General features: G+C 72.8%; 10 protein-coding genes. All 10 read right to left on the reverse strand.

The window, feature by feature from the left end; translation table 11 throughout:
- The 10 genes from Aiant_RS08935 to Aiant_RS08980 all read right to left on the reverse strand — a co-directional run bounded on the left by Aiant_RS08935 (nt 1) and on the right by Aiant_RS08980 (nt 14,853).
- Nucleotides 1-909, reverse strand: a complete 909-nt coding sequence (locus tag Aiant_RS08935; RefSeq protein WP_189332475.1) for a hypothetical protein — start codon at nt 907-909, stop codon at nt 1-3.
- Nucleotides 910-927: 18 nt separating this feature from the next.
- Nucleotides 928-1,899, reverse strand: a complete 972-nt coding sequence (locus Aiant_RS08940; protein WP_189332474.1) for an enediyne biosynthesis protein — start codon at nt 1,897-1,899, stop codon at nt 928-930.
- Nucleotides 1,896-3,833 (reverse strand): CRTAC1 family protein, encoded by a 1,938-nt coding sequence (locus Aiant_RS08945; protein ID WP_229830482.1) that lies wholly within the window; start codon nt 3,831-3,833, stop codon nt 1,896-1,898. Before Aiant_RS08945 ends, Aiant_RS08940 begins: the two co-directional genes overlap by 4 nt.
- 71 nt (nt 3,834-3,904) lie before the next feature.
- Nucleotides 3,905-5,242: a cytochrome P450 gene (locus Aiant_RS08950; RefSeq protein ID WP_189332472.1), complete on the reverse strand. Its 1,338-nt coding sequence runs from the start codon at nt 5,240-5,242 to the stop codon at nt 3,905-3,907.
- Nucleotides 5,239-5,766, reverse strand: coding sequence for a flavin reductase family protein (locus Aiant_RS08955; RefSeq protein ID WP_189332471.1), 528 nt, complete (start codon nt 5,764-5,766; stop codon nt 5,239-5,241). Before Aiant_RS08955 ends, Aiant_RS08950 begins: the two co-directional genes overlap by 4 nt.
- A complete protein-coding gene (locus Aiant_RS08960) occupies nt 5,763-6,209 on the reverse strand; it encodes an acyl-CoA thioesterase (RefSeq protein ID WP_189332470.1) in 447 nt (148 codons plus the stop codon). Before Aiant_RS08960 ends, Aiant_RS08955 begins: the two co-directional genes overlap by 4 nt.
- Before the next feature lies 1 nt (nt 6,210).
- Nucleotides 6,211-11,961 (reverse strand): type I polyketide synthase, encoded by a 5,751-nt coding sequence (locus tag Aiant_RS08965; RefSeq protein ID WP_189332469.1) that lies wholly within the window; start codon nt 11,959-11,961, stop codon nt 6,211-6,213.
- Nucleotides 11,958-12,941 carry a DUF1702 family protein gene (locus tag Aiant_RS08970; RefSeq protein WP_189332468.1) on the reverse strand — a complete coding sequence of 328 codons (984 nt, stop codon included), beginning with the start codon at nt 12,939-12,941 and terminating at the stop codon, nt 11,958-11,960. The genes Aiant_RS08965 and Aiant_RS08970 overlap by 4 nt, the downstream gene beginning before the upstream one ends.
- A 63-nt stretch (nt 12,942-13,004) precedes the next feature.
- On the reverse strand, nt 13,005-13,997 hold the full coding sequence (locus Aiant_RS08975) for a DUF1702 family protein (RefSeq protein WP_189332467.1): 993 nt from the start codon (nt 13,995-13,997) through the stop codon (nt 13,005-13,007).
- A 55-nt stretch (nt 13,998-14,052) separates the two neighbouring features.
- Nucleotides 14,053-14,853 (reverse strand): helix-turn-helix domain-containing protein, encoded by an 801-nt coding sequence (locus Aiant_RS08980; RefSeq protein WP_189332466.1) that lies wholly within the window; start codon nt 14,851-14,853, stop codon nt 14,053-14,055.
- Nucleotides 14,854-14,874 lie beyond the last annotated feature (21 nt).

A 14,874-nucleotide genomic window follows, 5' to 3' on the forward strand; every position in this document is an offset into this window, starting at 1 on the left:
CTAGCCGTTGTAAGGCATGGTCGGGAACCAGCCGTAACCGAACATCGAGGGCAGCCGGACGTCCCAGTAGACGACCGTGAAGACGCCGAGGGCGATCAGCAGCACCCCGGTGAAGACGGCGGCCCGGCGGTGGTCGCGGGCCAGCCAGCGGGTGAACCGGCCCCGGGTGGCGAGCGTCAGCAGCGCGAACAGCACGCTGACGACCACGATGTTGCCGAGCGACTGGAGGACGAAGGCCGCGGCGCCGTTGAGCGGGTTGCCGGTCTCGACCGCCCAGTGGAACAGCTTGTTGAACAGCGGGTACGGCCGGCCGATCAGGAAGCCGCCGATCAGCGCGCCGAGCGTGACGACCCGGCCGACCGGCCGGTTGCGGAACACGTCCGGCAGTACGCCGAGCGACGCCAGCCCGAGGTAGGTGAGGGCGAGACCGATCACGCCGAAGACCACCGACGCCTGGATGAGCCGGACCGGCAGGCCGGCGGCCGTGGCGGTGGAGAGCTGCGGCAGGCGGTCGCCGAGCAGCACGCCGACGAAGCCGTACACGGCGGAGACGCTGATCATGCCGACGGCCAGCCAGCCGATCGGGCGCAGCACGGTGCGTGAACCCGTCTGGCTCAGCGGACCGACCGCGGCGGCCATCGCGATGTTGCAGGCGGTGAAGGTGCCGGCCAGGCCGGAGACGAAGGCGAAGATCAGGCCGGCGACGGTGCCGGCGATGGCGGTGTGCTTGGCGTCGTGGTCCAGCAGGGTGTTGGCGACGTTGTCACCGATGACGGAGTCGACGAACTTGTACGACCACAGGACGGCGAGCAGCACGCCGGCGGCGGCCGAGGCCGCGACGATCCGGCCGGTGCGGGGCCGGGTGGCGGCCGGGGTGATGGCGGGTTCGGCGAGAAGCTGTTGTGTCATGGCGGGTCTCCCCAGTCCTTAAGCGGTCGCGAGCCGGCGACGCCGGTCGAGGAGCCACCGGCTCCACCAGAAGAGGCCGCGAGCGGCGCAGACGATCGTCACGGCGAAGAAGAGGGTGTAGACGACGTTGAACACCATCAGCACGCCGTAGACCATGGCCACGCTCGCGCCGAACATGAACTGCCAGCGCGGCTTGGACGGCGTCGTGCCCGGGTCGGTGATCATGTAGTTGGTGAACAGGACGAACGCCACCCCGGTGATCGGCACCAGCGTCGACCAGACCGCCACGTCCCAGATGAAGTGCCGCAGCAGCGCCTGGATGACGAACCCGCCGACCCAGCCGACGATGAGCGGCACCTTCTTGGTGAGCATCGCGTTCAGCACGGTGCCGGCGGTGAGGATGATGAACGGCACCATCATGCTGATCACGTCGGGGACGTTCTCGGTGAAGTGGTACGGCGGCGCGATGTTCACCCAGCCGAAGGTCAGCAGGGTGATCGTGATCCCGAAGTTGGACGGGTTCATGAAGTGCCGCATCCGTCCCGCGATCGGCGCCTGGAACAGCGCCTTCTGCCCGATCGAGACGAGCACCGCGAAGATGATCGGCCAGAACTTGTCGTTCGCGTAGAGCAGCATGTTCGCGGCCAGCGTGGTGATGTGCGTGGGCAGCAGGAACGTGTAGACGCCCCACGCGCCGTTGCCGAGGAACGCCGGGCGCCGCTTCAGCGCGGCCGCCGTGACCAGCTCGATGCTGAGCTCGGCGGAGTAACCGACGGCCAGCGCGAGGAACGGCCACAGCCACGGCTGCTCGAAGCCCAGGACGGTGTATCCGAGGATGTTGAAGACCGACATGGAGATCGCGAAGTTGCGCAGCGCCAGGTAACGCGGGTCCCGCTTGTCGATCCGCGGCGGCGTCCCGGTGGCCGGGGTGATCGTGGCACCGGCCGGCGCGAGGGTGCTGCGGGTCTTGGGTTCCAGGATGTCGGTCATCGGTTCGGCACCTCCGTGGCGCGGTCGGTGAGCACGAGGTTGTGCCAGCCCGCCGCGAGGTCGACGGTCTGGGTGTGCCGGCTGCCGTCCACGGCCCGCCAGCTGATCTCCGCGGCCACCGGCTTCGCGCCGGCCGCGCCGAGGCCGAAGTAGACGTCGAAGCTGCGCTTGCCGGAGTGGCCGCCGCCGCCGTCCACCTGGGCCAGCTGCACCTTGCCGTCGGCCGTGGTGATCCGGACCTGGGCGCCGTAGGCCGGGCTGCCGGGCACCGCGGTGGTGCCGGGCTGCGTGGCCGGGCGGAACAGGCGCAGGCCGAGGAAGTTGCCGTCGGTGCCCCGGGTGTTGCGGTAATACGCGGGAGCGCCCCACTGCCGGGCCACCGCGAAGTCCTGCGCGCCGTCGGCGTCGGCGTCGGCGACCGCCACGCCCCGGGTCGGGATCGGGGCGTCGAGGCCGAGCTGGGGGCTCAGGTCGACGTACCGCTCGTTGGTGTCCTCCTTGGCCCAGAAGGCGACGTGGTTGGAGCCGGCGATGTCGTCACCCGGCTCGGCCTTGGGCCACATGTTCGGCTCCTGGAGCATCAGGTCGTTGCTCATGGCCAGCTCCTGCAACCAGTTGAACCGGTTGATCTCGCCCTTCACGAAGCCGGCGGTCTGCACGATGACGAGCTGCCCGCTGTTGTCGAAGTCGGCCATCTTGGCGTCCCAGCCCCAGCCGACCCAGGCCAGGTTCTTGTCGGCCGCGACGTTGCGGAACGGCGCCACGCCCTGCGACAGCAGCTGGTGCGCGTCGGCGTTGTCGGCGGCCGTGTTGTGCCAGACGAGGTTGCTCTCCTCCAGGCCCCACGACTGGGTGATGTTGCTGACGAACAGGTCGAACTTGCCGTCGTGGTCCAGGTCGCCGAAGTCGGCGGCCATCCCCTTGAACGAGTCGTGCCCGATCACCATCGACTTGGGCGTGGTCGCGTCCCGCTTGCCCTCGGCCAGCTGGAACGAGATCTTCCCGGGGGTCGACACGTTGTGGAAGAAGCGGTCGTTGCCGAAGTCGTTGGCCAGGTACAGCTCCGGCAGCAGGTCACCGTCGAGGTCGGCGGTGGACGAGCCGAGCGTCCAGCCGCTGGACACCGCCGGCGGCAGCGCCGCCTGCTCCTCGTAGCTCACCGAGTCGGCGGTGGCGGACTTGAAACGGAGCACGTGGGCGCCGCCGGCGTTGCGGGCGTGCGACATCGAGTGGTTCATCGACACGTTCGGGGCGCCGTGGGGGTCGAGCACCGCGGTGTCCGGGAAGTAGTTGAAGACACCGACGTCGACGTTGCCGTCCCCGTCGAAGTCGGCCACCGCGACCGCGTTGGTGTTCCACAGCGGGCCCCGGTAGACGCCGTCGGTGGTCCGCGCCTGCGGGACCAGCTCGGTGGGGGTGAACGAGGCCGGGCTCAGGTCGCTGACGTTCGCCCGGTGCAGGAACAGCACCGGCGTCCGGCCCCAGTAGTACGCCAGCAGGTCCATCCGGCCGTCACCGTTGAAGTCGCCGGGCGTGCAGCCCATCGGCGCGATGGCCGGGCCGGTCGGCAGCGGGCCGGGGGTCAGCACGAACGGGGCGTAGGTGCCGGTCTGCGGCGCCGGCGTGACGATCACGCTGTCGGTACGCGTGTCGACCAGGCAGAGGTCGTCGGAGGCGCCGTCGCCGTCGAGGTCGTTGACCGCGATGCCGGCGCCGACCGACGAGATCCAGGAGCGGATGTGCTCGTACTTGGGGTTGACCGTGCGGACGGTGTGCTCCGGCAGGCCCGGCGGCAGGGCGATGGGCAGCTCGGTGAACTTGAACCGCTCGGCCATCTCGGTCCGGGTCGCCGCCGACGCCGACGGCAGCCGCGCCGTCAGGTATGCGGCGCCGACGAGAACCAGGACGAACAGCGCCGGCACGAGGCGGCGCACACGGCTGACGTCATTGGGTGGCAATGGCTTCCCTCTCCCGAGTTTTTGACAAGATCGATTTCGGTACGCCGTCAGCCGGCTTCAGCGACGGTCATCGGCAGACCCCCGCGCACCCGCAGCGACAACATCGGCTCCGGCACCACGGCCCGTCCCGGCACCCCGGTCAGGTCCAGCTCGCGCACCAGCGTGGTCAGCACGAACGCGGCCTCCATCAGGCCCAGGTGGTTGCCGACGCAGAACCGGGGCCCGGCGCCGAACGGGATGTGTGCGTACCGCGGCCGGTCACCGCGCCGGTCCGGGTGGAACCGCTCCGGGTCGAAGCGGTCCGGCTCCGGCCAGAACTCCGGGTGCCGGTGCAGCGTGTAGGGGCAGATCAGCACGTCCGACCCGGCCGGCACGAAGTAGCCGCCGACCTCGTCGGCCGCCAGCGACTTGCGCGGCAGGATCCAGACCGGCGGGAAGAGGCGCATGGCCTCCTCCAGCACCATCGAGGTGTAGGTGAGCCGGTGCAGGTCCTCGAAGACCGGCGCCCGGTCACCGAGCACCGACACCGCCTCGGACCGCAGCCGCTCGCGCACCTCGGGGTGCCGGTCGATCAGGTGCAGCGTCCAGCTCAGCGTGCTGGCCGTCGTCTCGTGCCCGGCGAGCAGCAGCGTGACCAGCTCGTCCCGCAGCCGGTCCCGGCCCACCCGCGGGTCGGCCTCGGCCGCGGTGGAGGTGATCAGCCGGGACAGCACGTCGTCGCCGCTCGCGTCACCCCGGTCGGCGACCAGCCGGTCGACCGTGCGGCCCAGATTGTTGCGCGCCTTGCGGAACCGCAGCTGCCGGGGCAGCGGCACCCAGTGCGGCACCGCGCCCAGCGTCTCCAGCTCGAACATGGCCTGGTCCTGCACCGCGGCGAAGTCGTCGCCGACGGTCTCGAACCGGGTCAGGTCCGCGTCCAGCAGGGTCCGGCCGAGCACCCCGAGGGTGAGCCCGGTCAGCTCCTGGAGCATGTCCACCGGCTCGCCGCCGGCGTGCCGGCGCAGCCGGGCCACCAGCTTCACCGCCTCCTCGGCGACGATGTCGGCCTGTGCCGCGATCCGCCGGCTCTGGAACGCCGGCTGGATCACCTTGCGCTGCTTGCGCCACAGGTCGCCCTCGCTGGTCAGCAGCCCGTCGCCGAGCGCGCGGCGGGCGTGCACCAGGCCGATGCCCTTGTGGTAGTTCCCGGCGTTGTCGGCCAGCACGTGCTTGGCGGTGTCCGGGTGGTTGAAGAAGTAGAGCGTCTTGGGGCCGACCGGCAGCTTGGCCGCGTCGCCGTAGCGGGCCGCCGCGCCGGTCATCATGCCGAGCCGGTCCCGGCCCATCACCATCAGCATGCGCAGGGCCGCGGTGCGCGGCGGCCCCGGCATCGAGATCCGCCTCATGCCGCTACCTCGGTCGGTTTGCGGTCGGCCTCGCACAGCCGGCCACGGTGGAAGAGCAGGGCGTCGTCCTCGGTGCCGCCGCCCATGCCGAGCAGGCGGCCGAGGAAGATCGTGTGGTCGCCGCCGTCGTAGGAGCGCCACAGCGCGCACTCGAAGTGCGCCAGCGCCCCGGTGATCAGCGGCGCGCCGGTGTGCTCCCCGGCGTGCCAGTCGACCGGGACGAACTGCTCGCCGCCGAGCGGGCGCCGGCGGTCGGCGAAGTACCTGGCGACCGGGGCGTGCCCGGCCGCCAGCACCGAGACGCCGAACTGGCCGGCGTCGCGCAGGGCTTGGTGCATCACCGCGTTGTGCTCGATGCAGACCAGCACCAGTGGCGGGTCGAGCGAGACCGCGGTGAACGAGTTCGCGGTCATCCCGTGCGGCGCCGCGCCACCGACCGTCACGACGGTCACTCCGGTGGCGAAGGTGCCGAACGCCCGGCGCAGGGCCTTCGAGTCGAAGGACGGTGCCTCCCGGGTGCTCATCGGAGACCCGCTCCGGCGAGCATGTACGGTTCGAGCGCCGCGGCCAGGCCCTCGGGCACCCGGGTGGGCACCGTGCGGGTGTTCGGCCCGCGCATGCAGGCCACCCGCTGCATGCCCCGGGCGACCAGCGTCTCGCCGCCGCCCGGGTCGAGCCGCACGTAGTCGAAGCCGAACTCGATCTGCGTCTGCCCGAGCTCGACCAGCCGCATCCGGATGGACAGCTCGTCGAACGCGGTGATCTCGGCGAAGAACTCACAGTCGACCTTGAGGGTGAACAGCTTCAGGTCGTTCTGCAGGTCGGCCACGATGTCCGGCGCGTGGGTCTTGAGGAACATCTCCCGGCAACGGCCCTGCCAGCGCAGGTAGTTGACGTAGTAGACGTTCCCGACGATGTTGGTCTCCTCGAACCCGACGGTGTGCGGGTACTCGTAGTACTTGTCCATCTCACTCCCCCGTCTCGGCGAGCACGGCGACGACGATCGGCTCCGCGAGGTCCCGTACGGCGGTGGCGAAGGTCGCCACCCGCAGGTCACCGGCGCGCAGCAGCACCCAGCGGTCCCGGACCGCGGGCAGTACGGTCAGCGGCCCGTCCAGCGACCGGCCGGCCTTGCGCAACGACTCCAGCGCCGTCCACACCCGGGTCGCGGCCACGTCGTGGCTCTCCCCGGTGGCGGCGGCCACCTGCCGGGCCAGCTCGGCGTGCTGCCCGAGCAGGCCGGACCAGGTGCCGGCGTCCCGTGCGGCGACGACCTCCAGGTCGCAGCCGAGGACGCCGCTGCTCGCGGTGAACAGCGTCAGGGCGGCGGCGTGCGCCGCCGAGACGACGCCCTCGTCCACCTCGGGACGACCGTCCGCCCGGTAACGCGGCTCGACCGGCCGCCGGAACGTCCGGGTCGCGGCGAGCCGGGTGGCCTCCCGGCGACTCAGGCCGCCGTCCGGCACGACCGTCACCGCCACCCGCTTGCCGAGCAGGTCGTCCACGGCCCGTTCCAGGTAGGGCCCGAGCAGGGCGGGCACCCACGGGCCGGCCGGGTCCTGCTTGCGGACCGCCCGCAGGCGCAGGCCCTCCCAGCGTTCGAGCACCTCGCCGGCGTCCGAGCGGAGTGCGACGTCGTAGACGTACAGGTCGCCGTCGCGGGACCGCTCGGTGGCGCAGTAGCGCAACCCCTGCGCCGCGGTCAGCTTCTCGCCGCCCGGGTAGATGCGGTCCACCCCGACCGGCAGCAGCGTGGCGTCCGGCACGCAGACCTGGTTGCCGTGCATCAGGGTGTCCCGCACGCCGGGGTCGCCGAGCAGCAGGTGGTCCGGGACGAACGCGGCGAACCACTGCACGTCCGGCTCGGCCGCCACCTCGGCGTCGACGTACCGGGCGGCCGCGCTGTGGTAGCGCCGCAGCCGCTGGAACCGGGCGCCCTGGAAGAGCAGGCCCGAGTACAGGTCGTCGGCGGGAACCAGCTCCACCGGGGGCACCTCGGCGGGCACCTGCTCCGGCTCGCCCTGCGGCACCTCGGTCGCGCCCAGCCGCAGCCGGGCGGTGAAGTGGTCGGCGGCGTACCCGGTGTCCACGCTGCGGATCGCCACCTCGACGGTGTCGTCGTCGGTGACCACCGCGGCGACCCGGATCGTCGCCCGCCCGTTCGGCGGCACGATGATCGGCCGCAGGAACTCGGCCTGCTCGATCACCGGCAGCGTCTCCACCCCGGTGGTGGCCGCGGCCACCTGGGCCATCGCCTCCATCCCGAAGACCGCCGGCAGCAGCAGGTTCCCGTCCAGGTCATGGTCGGCCAGGTACAGGTCGGTGCCGACGTTCAGCTCGACCTCGCAGACCAGCTCGACGCCGTGGTAGCGGACCAGCGGCCGGTCGACGAACCGGGACAGCGGCAGCGGCGGCAGCGGCCGGCGCACCGTGTCGATCCCCTCGGTCCGCCCGCTGATCACCACCACGTCCGGCGCCTGCGGGTCGGCCAGCACCCGGCGCAGGATGCCGACGCCCTGGTCCGGGGTGATCGGGGTGACGCCGTCGCGGGTCAGCGACTCGACCACGGCGAGCCGCTCGCCCATCCCGACGCCGGACCAGACCGACCACTCCAGGCAGACGCTCCGGCAGTGCGGGTGGGTGCGGCCCACCTCGGTGGTCAGGTCGGCCAGCCATTCGTTGGCGGTGGCGTAGTGCGCCTCGCCGCGCAGGCCGGCCCGGCCGATGATGCTGCCCAGCGACACCAGCAGCCGCAGCCGCCCGGGGTCGACCACGTCCAGCACCGTGCGCAGGCCGTCCACCTTCGGGGCGAAGGTGCGCCGGAACGCGTCCCGGTCCAGGTTCGTCAGCGCGGCCGGCTCGTTGCGCCCGGCGCCGTGCAGGATCGCGGTGACCGGCCCGAGCTCGGCGGTGAACCGGTCGACGGCCCGGCGTACCTGGCCGGTGTCGGTGACGTCGGCCCGCTCGTAGTGGCAGCGGACGCCGGCCGCGGCGATCCGGTCCAGGTTCGCGGCCAGCTCCCGGTCGTCGGCCGGGTCGGAGCGGCCGATCAGGGCCAGCGCGGCCCCGGTGTCCCCGGCGATCGCCAGCGCGCACTCGGCCGTGATGCCCTTGCCGCCGCCGGTGACCAGCAGCACGTCGGTGCCGGTCAGCGGCGCCTCGGTGCGGGCCGGGCGGACCGGCATCGGACGCAGCGTCGGCACCCGGCGGGTGCCCTCCTCGTCGTAGTGCGCCTCGGTGAAGCTCGCGGTGGCCGCGACCTCCGCCACCACCCGGTCGAACGCGAGCGAGCCGGCCGGCAGGTGCACCACGGTGACCCGCAGGTGCGGGGCCTCCAGCCGCAGCGTCTTGGCCAGCCCGGCCGCGCCACGACCGTGCTGCACCAGCACGAACCGGGTCTGCGGGGCGGCCGCCAGGGCCTCCCGCGCGCCGGTCAGCGCCAGTTCCAGGTCGTCCTCGCTGCACGCCTCGGGCAGGCAGACCAGCACGCCGGCGCCGGTCTCCGCCGTTTGCAGGCCGCGGCGCAGCTGCTCGGCGTACGGGTGGCCGGCCGGCGCGTGCAGACTCCACGCGCCGGAGGGCTCGGGCGCCGTGCGGGCACCGAGCGGGACCGGGGCCAGGTCGAGCCGGAACGGCCGGGCCCAGGCCGCGGCGCCGGCCACCACCGGGGCGGCGACCTCGTCCCCCGCCGTCGTGGTGGACCGGATCTGGTCCAGCGCGGCGGCCAGCTCCGCCACCCGTGCGGTGGCGAAGTTGGTGGGCACCTGCGACGGCGGCAACTTCAGCGCGGCCGCGGCCGCGTTGACCACCTGGCCGACCGTGATCGAGCTCAGGTGCAGGTCGTCCAGGAGCAGGCTGTCGTCGCGGACCAGCTCGATCGGGAGCTCGGCCCGCTCCGCCGCCAGCCGGCGCAGCAGGTCGAGGGTCGACTCCGCGCCGTCCACGACCACCGGGGCCGCTTTGTCCTCGACCGGCGTCGCGCGCCGCTCCTCGACGGCAACGACCGGGGCCTGCTCGCACGGGCTGCTGAAGAAGTCGAACTCGGCGTCCAGCGGCAGGTCCCGGACCAGGCGGCCGTGGAAGAGCGACGAGTCGAGGGTGGCGGCGCCGAGCACGTACGCGGCGCCGGCCGCCCGCAGCAGCCCGGTCAGCGACTCCGAGTCGGTGTCGACGGCCAGCGCCGGAACGTCGGTCAGCTGCCCGGCCAGCGAGCTCAGCACCCGGCCCGGCCCGACCTCGACGAGCAGGTCGACCTGGGCGGCGGCCTGCGTGACCGCCTGGCGGAACAGCACCGGGTCGGTGATCTGCCGGCGCAGCAGCGCGGCGACGTCGGTGTCCGGTGCGAGGGCCGCGCCGGTCACGGTGGAGAGGACGGTACGGCGTACCGGGCCCAGCCGCTCCCCGGCGAGCGCGGCCACGAAGGTGTCCGCGGCCGGGGCGACCAGCGGGGAGTGGAACGCGTGCGAGACATTCAGCACGGTGGCCGCCAGACCCTGGTCCCAGGCGCGCCGGCAGACCGCCGTGACGTCGTCCACGCTGCCCGCGACCACGGTCTGCGCGTCGCTGTTGTAGGCGGCGATCACCACCGGCAGCCCGGTCAGCAGCCCGGCGACGACCTCGGCGGACGCGCCGATCCCGGCCATCGTGCCGGACGAGCTGTGTTCGGCCATGGTCCGTCCGCGCAGCGCCGCGACCCGCAGCAGCGTGGTCTCGTCGAGCGCGCCGGCCCAGTGCAGCGCCGCGATCTCGCCGAGGCTGTGCCCGACCGCGACGCAGGCGCTCACGCCGAGCTCGTCGAGCACCCGCAGCGCCGCCACCGACCCGGTGACGATCCGCGGCTGGGCCACCTCGGTGGCCACCACGTCACCGCCGGTCGGCAGGTTCGCCGCGGTGTAGACGGCGTCCGCCTCGGTGAAGCGCCGGCCCAGCGCGCCGCCGCTGACCCCGGTGCCGGAGCCCTGCCCGGGGAAGAGGTAGCCGATCCGGGCCGGGCCGGTCACCCGGTTCAGCAGGATCCGGCTGTCCCCGGCGAGCAGCCGCGTCTCGCCGGCCGCGACCGCGTCGCGCAGCTTGCGCAGCTGCTCCTCGGCGTCGGCCGGTGACTGGGCCACCACGCCGGCCCGCAGCGGCCGGTCGCGCAGCTCGTCGTGCAGGGTGGCGGCCAGGTCGCCGAGCTGGCCGTACGCCAGCGACGGCACCAGCGTCAGCACCTGGTCGATCCGGCCCAGCAGGTCCTCGGCCGAGGCGCCGTCGAGCAGCAGCAGCTCGGCGTCCTGCACCGAGCCGGCCAGCAGCCGGGTCCGCGAGTCGAGTTTCGCCCGCCGCCGGGGCTGGGAGTTCTCCAGCACGACGTGGGTGTTGATGCCGCCGAAGCCCATCGCGGTGACCCCGGCGCGCAGCGGCGCGTCCTGCGGCCACTGCTCGGCCTTGCGCAGCAGCCGCAGCGCCGGGTCCGGGCCGGTGAGGATCTCGTGCGGCTCGACCGAGCCGATGCTCGGCGGCAGCACCTCGTGGTGCAGCGCGAGCACCGCCTTGATCATCCCGGCCACGCCGGCCGCGGCCTTGGCGTGCCCGATCATGCCCTTGATCGAGGTGATCACGGCGGGCGGCGCGGCCGGGTCGGCGGCCCGGCGGGTCGCGGACAGCGCGCCCAGCTCGGTGGCGTCACCGACCTTGGTGCCGGTGCCGTGGCCCTCGAAGAGCGAGACGGTCTCCGGGCCGAAGCCGGAGCGCTCGTACGCCCGCCGCAGCGCCAGCTGATATCCGCTCACCTCGGGCCGGGTCATGCCGCCCTTGCCGTCCGAGCTGATGCCCCAGCCGGCGACCGAGGCGTACACCCGGTGCCCGGCCGCGAGCGCCTCGTCCTCGCGCATCAGCACGACCATGCCGCAGCCCTCGCCCGGCCAGAAGCCGCTGGCGAGCCGGTCGTACACCCGCATCTCGCCGGTCGCCAGGGCGCCGGTCTTGGCGAAGCCGATGATCTCGAACGGGTCGATGGAGAGGTCGACACCGCCGGCGATCGCCACGTCGATGTCCCCGTCCAGCAGCGCCTTGCAGGCCGTCGCCACCGACAGCAGCGACGAGGAGCAGGCGCCGTCGACCGTGTAGCCACCGCCCTTGAGGTCGAAGTAGTTGCAGATCCGCCCGGCGATGGTGTTCGACAGGGCGCCGGCCAGGGTGTCCTCGTCGACCGGCGCGAACGGGTTCTTGAAGGTGACCTCGAGGTCCGCCAGGAAGCCGGCCAGCTGCTCGTCGTCCCAGCCCTCCGCCTTCAGCGCCGCGGCGACCGTGCGCTTCACGTACGGCCACCGCAGCCGGATCTGGCTGGCCCGGGAGAACTCACCGGTCAGGCTGTTGCCCACGACCACCCCGGTGCGCTCCCGCGGCAGCCCCGCACCCTGCGGGAACCCGGCGTCGGCCAGCGCGTTCGCCGCGATGTCCAGGGCCAGCCAGTGGGTCAGGTCGGTGGACCGGTAGGTGCTGCCGGCCACCTTGTAGGCGACCCGATCGAACTGATATCCCTCGATCACGGCGGCGTTGCGGGCGTAGAACGTGTCCGGCGTCGCCGGGTCCGCGCTCCAGTAGTCGTCGAGTCGCATCCGCTGGTCCGGCAGGCGGCGGAAGGCCCGGCGCCCGGCCAGCGCGTTCTCCCACAGTTCCCGGGTCGTGGCGGCGTCCGGATACCGGCAGGCCATGCCGACGACGGCGATCCTGGTCATGCCGACTCCCCCGAGGTCACGGCCGCCGGCCGGTACGACTGCTTGATCCGCTGCCGCCACTGCTCGTAGGCGGGCACGGTGCCCTGGTGGTCCAGGTCGATCAGCGCGTCGTCGTTGATCCGCGACGCCTCGGCCGGGGTACGCCCGCAGAAGACCCGGGTGGCGACCTCGTTGTGCGGCACCACCAGGCCGGCCCGGACCCGCGCCCCGGCCGCGAAGGAAGCACCCTGTGCCAGGTCGCCGGCGTACTCGCCGACGGCCTCGCGCAGCCAGAGCAACTCCGCCTCGTCGGCGCCGCCGGCGTAGGTCGCCGCCAGGCCGGTGCCGGCGTACAGGTCCGCCCGCCGGTGCTCGGGGAACGCCTGCACCATGGCGTGCAGCCGCCGCGCGTCGGTGCCGGCGACGAACCACATGGCCCGGCCGACCCCCTGGTCGATGGCGTGGGCGGCGTACCGGCGGTAGTCGTCGTCCGGCCACGGGGACCGGTCCGAGCGGTACTGCCCGGCCACGTACTTGTCGGTCTTGAAGTAGGCCTGGTAGAACCCGTAGCCGTCGAGGACGAGCCAGCGCAGCAGCGGATCCGGGGCGTACAGGGTGGACCAGCGGGCCCGGGGCAGGCGGGCCATCGCCCAGCCCACCCCGACGTACGCCATGTAGATGTGCGGCTCACCGGGTCCCTCGAGGAACCGCTGCGTGTGCTTGCCACCGAAGGGCAGGCCGTCGCGCACCGCGAACGCCATGCCGGCGCCCTCGTACGCGAAGCCCTTGAACTCGGTGGGGATCTCCTCCAGCCCCGGCACGGCGTCACCGGGCCGGCGCGCCTCGGCGGCCAGCGCGTAACCCTCCAGGAACGTGCGGCCGACGGTTTCCAGCCGGTCCCGGGCGGTGTCGCTCTTCACGTGGAAGCCACGCACCGCCATGCTGGTCTGCGAGACATTCGGGGTAAGAATTCGACGACGTATTCCCGCGACGATTCCCATTTCCATTCCTATCGACGTAGGTTGATAAATTTTCACTCGACAGGAAGGTCTCGGTCATCTTCCTTATTGCGCGGCGGGAACCGAGTTCCGGGCCACCAGGCGCTCGCGAATTCCGGCGCGCCAGTCCTCGTAGTCGCCCGGCGCGGGAGTCAGGCCGTCACCGGTGACCTCGTCGGCCAGCCGGACCGCCTCGGCGACCGGCAGCCCGGCCAGCGCGGTGGTGCCGGCCTCGGTCTGCGGCGGCGTGTACCCGGCGAACGCCCGGGCCTTGGCCGCGAACAGCGCGCCCTGCGCCAGGTGCGGCCAGTGCTCGCCGGCCAGGTCGCGGAGCGTGGCCAGGTCGTCCGCGCCGGCGCCACCGGCGAAGGTGGCGGCCAGGCCGACGCCACTCCACAGGTCCGCCCGGCGCTCCGGGGCGAACCGGCCGACCGCCACGCCGACCGCCGCCACGCCGCCGCCGTGGATGAACCACAGCGCCCGGCCGATGCCCTGGTCGACGGCGCGCGGGAAGTAGTCGGGCCGGCCCAGCCACGGGTAGGGCGGCGGGATCCGCTGCTGGTCGACGTACTCGCGGGTGTGGAAGTAGGCCAGGTCGAAGCCGTATCCGTCGACGGCCAGCCAGCTCATCGTCGGGTAGTACGGCGTGCCGGTCAGGTCCGGCAGCACCTGCTTCCAGGCGATCCGGGGCAGCCGGGCCATCGCGAAACCGACCCCGATGTAGGTCAGGAAGGTGTGCGGCACGCCCGGCCCGGACAGCAGGTCCCGCGACCGGTGCCCGCGCCCGCCGGCCATCACGTCACGCACCGTGCAGGCCATCGCCGCGCCCTCGTAGGCGAAACCGCGCATCTCCGGCTCCACCAGTTCCAACCGGCGCTCCAGCTCCCACCGGTCGCGCGCCTCGATCCCCCACTCGAAGCCGCAGATCACCGACTGCGGGATGGCCTCCATGCGCTGGGTCGCGGCGGTCGGCGCGACCGGGAACCCGCGGGAGGAGAACGTCACTGACCGCAGCGCCGGGGCCAGGACCAGCCGACGGAGCGCACCCAAGATCGACATCGCTTTCCCTCTCTCAGATCTGCTTTCGGTACGCCCGCGGCCCGCGGCCGGACAGTCAGGCGGCGGCCTGGTCGGCCCAGCTCGGCGCGGTCCGCAGCACGCCCATCGCCTGCTTGCGCGCGTCCAGCAGGGCGAGCAGCACCGGCGGATCGAGGGCCCGGGCGCGGCGCAGCACGATGTCGGCGGACAGGATGCTGTCCGGCTGGACGGTGAACGGTCCGTAGCTGGCCACCGCCACCGCCCGGTCCGCCCGGTCCTCGCTGTCGCCGGGCCAGCCCGCCTCGGCCGACACCGACTGGGCGAGCAGGTACCAGCTGCCCTGCGGCACCGCGTCGAAGCGCACCGAGCCGGGCCGGTGCAGCACCGCGCACCGCACCGGACGCCCCTCCGGGATCCGGTCGGCGAACATGCCCAGGAAGATCACCGCGTTCTCGTCCGGCTCCGCCAGGCTCACGTGACAGGAGAGCCGGCTGCTGGACGGCCAGGTGGCGCGGCGGTCGCCGCCCGGCTGGATGGCCGGGGCGAAACCGTCGTGCCGACGGTAGGTGGTCGGCGACATCCCGACGCTGCGGCTGAACCGCGAGCTGAACGTGCCGACGCTGTTGTAACCGACCTGCACGCTGATGTCCGCGACGTTCATCGTGGTGGACAGCAGCAGGTCCTTGGCCCGCTGCAGACGCAGAGCGGAGAGGAACCGGGCCGGCGAGACGCCGGTGTGCCGCTGGAAGATCCGGGTGAAGTGGAACTTGCTGAACAGGGCCGCCCGGGCCAGGTCGTCGACCGTCAGCTGCTCGCCCATGCGCTCTTCCATGGCTTCGATGGCGCGCAGGACCGCCCGTTCCGAAACGTCTTGCATGACACCTCCCAACGGGTGGCG

The organism is Actinoplanes ianthinogenes, assembly GCF_018324205.1.
In the GTDB taxonomy this organism is placed as follows: domain Bacteria; phylum Actinomycetota; class Actinomycetes; order Mycobacteriales; family Micromonosporaceae; genus Actinoplanes; species Actinoplanes ianthinogenes.